At 66.4% G+C, this 4,602-nt stretch carries 3 protein-coding genes; 1 reads left to right on the top strand and 2 read right to left on the bottom strand.

Going from position 1 to position 4,602, the window contains the following annotated elements:
- The first annotated feature begins 122 nt into the window (after positions 1–122).
- Positions 123–1,781, top strand: a complete 1,659-nt coding sequence (locus ACR9ZJ_RS18905) for an FAD-dependent oxidoreductase (protein ID WP_481288634.1) — start codon at positions 123–125, stop codon at positions 1,779–1,781.
- A gap of 25 nt (positions 1,782–1,806) precedes the next feature.
- On the opposite strand, the gene ACR9ZJ_RS18910 is transcribed toward ACR9ZJ_RS18905, so the two are convergent.
- Both ACR9ZJ_RS18910 and ACR9ZJ_RS18915 read right to left on the bottom strand, forming a co-directional pair.
- Complete coding sequence (locus tag ACR9ZJ_RS18910; protein WP_481281267.1) at positions 1,807–3,408, bottom strand: peptide chain release factor 3; 1,602 nt, start codon at positions 3,406–3,408, stop codon at positions 1,807–1,809.
- Positions 3,409–3,472: 64 nt separating this feature from the next.
- Positions 3,473–4,486, bottom strand: coding sequence for a cysteine synthase A (locus ACR9ZJ_RS18915; protein WP_481288635.1), 1,014 nt, complete (start codon positions 4,484–4,486; stop codon positions 3,473–3,475).
- Between the last annotated feature and the right edge of the window lie 116 nt (positions 4,487–4,602).

Below are 4,602 nucleotides of genomic sequence, written 5' to 3' on the forward strand. Positions count from 1 at the left end.
AGATGTGTATAAGAGACAGCAGTCTACGCAGGCATGATGGTGCTCCGATACAAGATAGTGCGATGCCGCTTCCGTTAAGGTCGCGGCCGTGGGCGGGCACGCCCGGACCTGGAATTCACGCGATGGCCATCCCCTCCGAAAACGACCCTTCCAGCCCGACGAACCGGCGCGAGCAAACGTTTCCCCATCTCAACGAAGAGATGGCGGCGCGCCTGGTGAAGTACGGGGTGGAGGAAGTCGTTCCGGCGGGTACGGTGCTGTTCCGGCGAGGCGACCGGCGGATCGACTATTTCTTCGTGATCGACGGTTGCATCGAAGTCTACGACATCGGCGAAGACGGCCATCCGAACGTCTTCACCGTCCATGGGCCGAACCAGTTCACCGGCGAGGTGGACTTGTTCAGCGAGCGGCAGATCATGGTGAACGGCCGGACCGGCTCCGATACGCGTCTGGTCCGCGTCGATCCACCGAGCTTCCGCAAGCTGGTCTCGGGGGAGCCGGACATCGGCGAGATCATCATGCGCGCCTTCATCCTGCGCCGCGTGGGCTTGATCCAGAGCGGGCAGGGCGGGGTGACCCTGGCCGGTTCCGCGCATGCCGCCGATACCGTGCGCCTGCGCAGCTTCCTGATCCGCAACGGCTATCCCTATCGCTTGCTCGATACCGACATCGATGAAGATGCCCGGCACCTGATCGATGGCTTCGGCTTGCATCCCTCGGAATGTCCGGTCGTGATCATGCCGGATCGCCGCGTGATGCGTTGTCCCACCACCTCCGAACTGGCCGATGAGCTGGGCATCACCATCGTGCTGGACAGCGATCACGTGCACGACGTGGCCGTGATCGGCGCGGGACCGGCCGGCCTGGCCGCGGCGGTGTACGCGGCGTCCGAAGGGCTGGACACCCTCGTGCTGGAGGCGCTTGCGCCGGGTGGGCAGGCCGGTACCAGCTCGAAGATCGAAAACTACCTCGGCTTTCCCACCGGCATCTCGGGCCAGGCGCTGGCGGGTCGTGCGCAGGTGCAGGCGATGAAATTCGGCGCGCACATGGCGATAGCACGCTCGGTGCAAGGCATGGATTGCTCCAGGCACCCCTACCGCCTGTTGCTGGACGACGGCACATCGGTGGCTGCCCGCGCGGTCGTCGTCGCCACCGGTGCGCGCTATCGCAAGCTCGATCATGTCGACTACGAACGGTTCGAAGGCCAGGGTATCCACTACGCCGCCACGGCGATGGAAGCCACGCTTTGCGCGGGCGAGGACGTGGTGGTGGTCGGTGGCGGCAACAGCGCAGGCCAGGCGGCGGTGTTTCTGGCGCGCACGGTGGCTCACGTGCATATCCTCGTGCGTGGCGACGGTCTTGCCGCCACGATGTCGGATTACCTCGTGCAGCGCATCGCGCAATCGCCGCGGATCACCCTGCACACGCGCTGCCAGATCGACCACCTCGACGGCGATGCCTACCTGCGGGAAGTGGGCTGGAAATGTGCCGACGGGACCCAGGCGCGGATCAAGGCGGGCAGCCTCTTCGTGATGATCGGTGCCGAGCCGAACACGGGCTGGCTCGAAGGATGCCTCGACCTCGACCGCAAGGGCTTCGTCCTGACCGGGCGCGATGCCGACGGTTACGCCACGCCTTCACCGTTCGCGACGACCCTGCGGGGGGTGTTCGCGGTGGGAGACGTGCGCTCGGGCTCGATCAAGCGAGTGGCGTCCAGCGTGGGCGAGGGCTCGGTGGTCGTGCAGGCGATCCACCGATTCCTCAATCCGTCACCCGTTTGACCCTCGGGTTCGCCGGGCGGCGAACTCAGACTTCGACCGCTGACGCATGCTCGCGCGTGGCCGAGAAGCGCACCGCCGGCCAGCGTTCCTGCGCGAGTTGCAGGTTGACGCGGGTCGGCGCGAGGTAAACCAGTTCGCCCGCGCCATCGATCGCGAGGTTGCCGGCGTTCTTCTCGCGGAATTCCTCGAGCTTCCTGGCGTCGTCGCAATGGATCCAGCGCGCGGTGGCGACCCCTACCTGTTCGAACGTGGCATCCACGTTGTATTCGTCCTTCAGGCGATAGGCCACGACGTCGAACTGCAGCACGCCCACCGCGCCGAGGATGAGGTCGTTGGACATCAGCGGACGGAAGAACTGCGTGGCGCCTTCTTCCGACAACTGGGCGAGTCCTTTCTGCAACGCTTTCATCTTCATCGGATCGCGCAGCCGCGCGCGGCGGAACAGTTCCGGCGCGAAGTTGGGAATGCCGGTGAACGACAGCGGTTCGCCTTCGGTGAAGGTGTCGCCGATGGTGATCGTGCCGTGGTTATGCAGGCCGATGACATCGCCGGGAAAGGCGCGTTCGACGATCTCGCGGTCGGAAGCCATGAACGTGAGCGCATTGGCGATGCGCACTTCCTTGCCCGTGCGCGTCTGCTGCATCTTCATTCCGGCGGTATAGGTGCCCGAGCAAACGCGCATGAACGCCACGCGGTCGCGGTGGGCCGGGTCCATGTTCGCCTGGATCTTGAATACGAAGCCCGTGAGTTTTTCTTCCTCGGGTTTCACCTCGCGCGTGAGGGTTTCACGCGATCGCGGCGACGGCGCATGCTCGACGAAGAAATCGAGCAGCAGCTGCACGCCGAAGTTGTTCACGGCGGAGCCGAAGAACACGGGGGTCTGCTTGCCGGCGAGATAGGCGTCGATGTCGAACGGATTGGACGCGCCCAGCACGAGTTCGAGTTCGTCACGCAGTTCATCCAGCGCGGCCTGGCCGATGCGGCCGGCGAGGTCCGGATGATCGAGGCCCTTGAAGATGGTGGAGTCCTGGCGGGTGAAGTTCTTGCCCGGCTCGAAGACATGCACTTCATCCAGCAGCACGTGGTAGACGCCTTTCAGGCGTGAACCCATGCCGATGGGCCAGGTGAGAGGCGCGCAGGCGATGCCGAGCACCGATTCGACCTCGTCGAGCAGTTCGATCGGCGGGCGGCCTTCGCGGTCCAGCTTGTTGATGAAGGTCATGATCGGCGTATCGCGCAGCCGGCAGACCTCCATCAGCTTGATCGTGCGTTCCTCGACGCCCTTGGCGCAGTCGATGACCATCAACGCCGAGTCGACCGCCGTGAGCACGCGGTACGTGTCCTCGGAGAAGTCGGCATGGCCCGGGGTGTCCAGCAGGTTGACGATGGCGTCGTTGTACGGGAACTGCATCACCGACGAGGTGACCGAGATGCCGCGCTCCTTTTCCAGCGCCATCCAGTCCGAGGTGGCGTGGCGCGCGGCCTTGCGGCTCTTCACCGAGCCGGCCATCTGGATGGCACCGCCGAACAGGAGGAGCTTTTCGGTCAACGTGGTCTTGCCGGCGTCGGGGTGGCTGACGATGGCGAAGCTGCGCCGACGGCGGGTTTCGGTGAGGTGTGAGGACATCGTTCTCGGGTCGCTGATTCTGGCTAACCCCCTATTCTATCAGGGAAGGTTGGGGAAGCCCGGGCTAGGGGAACGCCCGGTCCAGCCATTCGGGTACCGGGATGCCCTTGCCGCGCAGGAAGGACGGATTGAACAGCTTGGCCTGGTAGCGCATGCCGCCGTCGCAGAGCACGGTGACGATGGTGTGGCCGGGCCCGAGTTCCCGGGCCAGGCGCAGCGCGCCAGCCACGTTGACGCCGCTGGAGCCGCCCACGCAGTAGCCCTCGCGCTGGAGCAGGTCGTGCAGGACCGGCACGGACTCGGTGTCCGGGATCGTCCAGGCCAGGTCGACCGGGGCGTCGGCGAAGTTGGCCGTGATCCGGCTGCTGCCGATGCCCTCGCTGATCGAGGTGCCTTCGGCGACCAGCTCGCCGGTGTTGACGAAAGCCGCCAGCGCCGAACCGCCGGGATCGGCCAGGGCGATGCGGATATCCGGTCGCCGGGCCTTCAAGGCCCGGCCCACGCCGGCCAGGGTGCCGCCCGTACCCGCGGCGCAGACGAAACCGTCCACCTTGCCGCCGGTTTGCTCCCAGATCTCGGGTCCCGTATGGGCCTCGTGCCAGTCGCGGTTGGCCGTGTTGTCGAACTGGTTGGCGAACCACGCGCTGCCCGGCGCCTGCTCGTTCATCTTCTCGGCCAGGGCCCGGGCGACGTGCACGTAGTGCCCCGGGTCCTTGAAGGGAGCGGCGGGTACCAGCCGCACTTCGGCGCCGGTGACCCGCAAGGCGTCGATCTTCTCCCGGCTCTGGGTCTCGGGCATGACGATCAGCGTGCGGTGGCCCCGGCTGGCTCCGAGCAGGGCCAGGCCGATGCCGGTATTGCCGGCCGTGCCCTCCACCAGGACACAGCCGGGACGGATCAGGCCACGCCGTTCGGCATCGTCGAGCAGGCCCAGGGCGGTGCGGTCCTTCACCGAGCCGCCCGGGTTCAGGAACTCGGCCTTGGCCAGGATCTCGCAACCGGTGGCCTCCGATGCATGGCGCAGGCGAAGGAGCGGCGTCTGGCCGACGGCGGCGGCGAAGGAGATCTGGATAGGCATGGCCGGATGTTAACCCGCGCGGCCGTGAGCCGCCCAAGGCGCGCCCTGGTGGGAGCCGACCCTGTCGGCGATCACGCGGCAGCGGGCCAGGTTACGGCAAGCACCCATCGCCGACA

This window comes from Luteibacter sp. KNZ12-1A (genome assembly GCF_056755675.1).